The 1758-nt window shown below is 36.2% G+C and carries 2 protein-coding genes; both read left to right on the forward strand.

Annotated elements, in window-relative coordinates:
• Positions 1 to 33 precede the first annotated feature (33 nt).
• Positions 34 to 867 carry a glycosyltransferase gene (locus tag IQR33_RS27735; RefSeq protein ID WP_042522619.1) on the forward strand — a complete coding sequence of 278 codons (834 nt, stop codon included), beginning with the start codon at positions 34 to 36 and terminating at the stop codon, positions 865 to 867.
• A gap of 97 nt (positions 868 to 964) precedes the next feature.
• On the forward strand, positions 965 to 1758 hold a 794-nt coding region (locus tag IQR33_RS27740), incomplete at its 3' end, for an oligosaccharide flippase family protein (RefSeq protein ID WP_193844239.1).

Genomic DNA, 1758 nt, shown 5'->3' on the forward strand with positions numbered 1-1758 from the left:
GAAAATATATTGAAGTTAGGTGAACGTCTCTAAATGAAGAAAGTTAGCGTTTATATTATTACTCAAAATCGAGCAGAGTTAGCAAAAAGAGCAATCCTCTCGGTGTTTGAGCAAACATATAAAAACATTGAAGTGATTGTCGTTGACGATGCATCAAAAGATACAACATCAGAGATGATTGCTGAATTGCAAGAAAGATATCCAATTACTTATTTTAAAAATAGTGAAGTAAAAGGTGCTTGTTTCTCCAGAAATGTAGCGATCAATAATGCAAGTGGTGAATTCATCACAGGTATGGATGATGATGATTATTTTACTCCAGAGCGTATTGCAACACTCGTAGAATATTATAATGATGATTATGCTTTTGTTTGTGCAAATATATTGGAAGTAACGAAAGAAGCGAAGACTAAGCGTAGTTTTGGTTTTGTGGAAGGAGAGTTTACTTTAAAAGAACTTTTGCATCATAACTTAGTCGGCAATCAAATTCTGACAGAAACGGAGAAGTTGAGAAGTATTGGTGGCTTTGATGAGTCTTTCCCTGCATTTCAAGATTACGATACTTGGGTTCGTTTAGTGGCGAAGTTCGGAAAAGCTCTAAAAATTTCTGATGCAAATTACTGTTTAGAGACTGATCATGGAGGAGAGCGGATTTCCTCGTCGAATACACGAAAACATCAAGGTTTTTTACTCTTTGTGGAAAAACACAGAGACAAAATGTCAAAAAATCACCTTAAATCGATGAATATTTTAGAGTTTAAAGTGCAAGGGAAACCGCTGTCATTCATTAATATGTTGAAAAATATCAACTGTGGGAACTATCGCTCGGCATTATCTTTATTTAAGAAAAGTTTTAACGGCGTTTGATTAATTCATTCGCCAAAGTTGTTTAACTCATAACACTCATTGAACCAGAAAGTTTATTGAGGGGTCTGTGAAGTTATAGCGCTCTCTAGGTATAAAAATGAGTTCAACAAAAAAAGCACTAAAAAACACAGCTTGGTTATTTAGTGAGAAAATTATTACACTGGCAATAACTTTTCTCATTAACATTTTTCTGGCGAGATACTTGGCGCCGGAACAATTTGGACAATACAACTTCATTGTTTCTTTCTTAGCTTTATTAGCGCCTTTTACATCGTTAGGGCTAAATGCATTAGTAACACGAGAGATTGTCAATGGACGCAGTCAATATGAAGTTCTATCTTCCTCTTTTTTACTCCGTGTTATCGGAGGAATTGCTGGAGCGATATTAGCAATTGTAGCTGTATTAATTTGGCAGAGCTCAATTGAACTTGTGGATCCGAAATGGTTGATTGTTGCAGCAATTGTCAATATATCCTCAGCATTTTATGTCATCGAGTTCTACTTTCAAGCTGAAGTTGCATCTAAGTATTTGGTTTTGGTTCGAGTTACAACACTGGCGATATCAAGCATTGCAAAGCTAGTCTGTATTTATATTAAAGCCGATTTAAGCTTCTTCATCTGGGTGTTTTTTGCAGAACTTGCTGTTCGAGGTGTGCTTTATGCGTCAAGTTATCTCTATTACAATAAACGTTTCGCTGAAGCTATCAAAGTCGAGCATGTTTCTTGGGATAAGCCCTATGCGCTTTCGTTGTTAAAACAGTCTAAATGGCTTGTCTTATCTGGGTTTATGTCAGTTGTTTATCTAAAAATAGATCAGCTCATGATTGGTCAAATGGTCGGAGCAACCGAGCTAGGTATCTATTCTGTGGCCGCAAGACTGTCTGAAGTATG

The sequence above is a fragment of the Vibrio sp. OPT46 genome, assembly GCF_015163535.1.
GTDB lineage: Bacteria > Pseudomonadota > Gammaproteobacteria > Enterobacterales > Vibrionaceae > Vibrio > Vibrio alginolyticus.

What these genes read in the sequence shown, in the direction of transcription:
- IQR33_RS27735 (WP_042522619.1), top strand. Translation starts at nt 34, where the DNA reads ATGAAGAAAGTTAGCGTTTATATTATTACTCAAAATCGAGCAGAGTTA.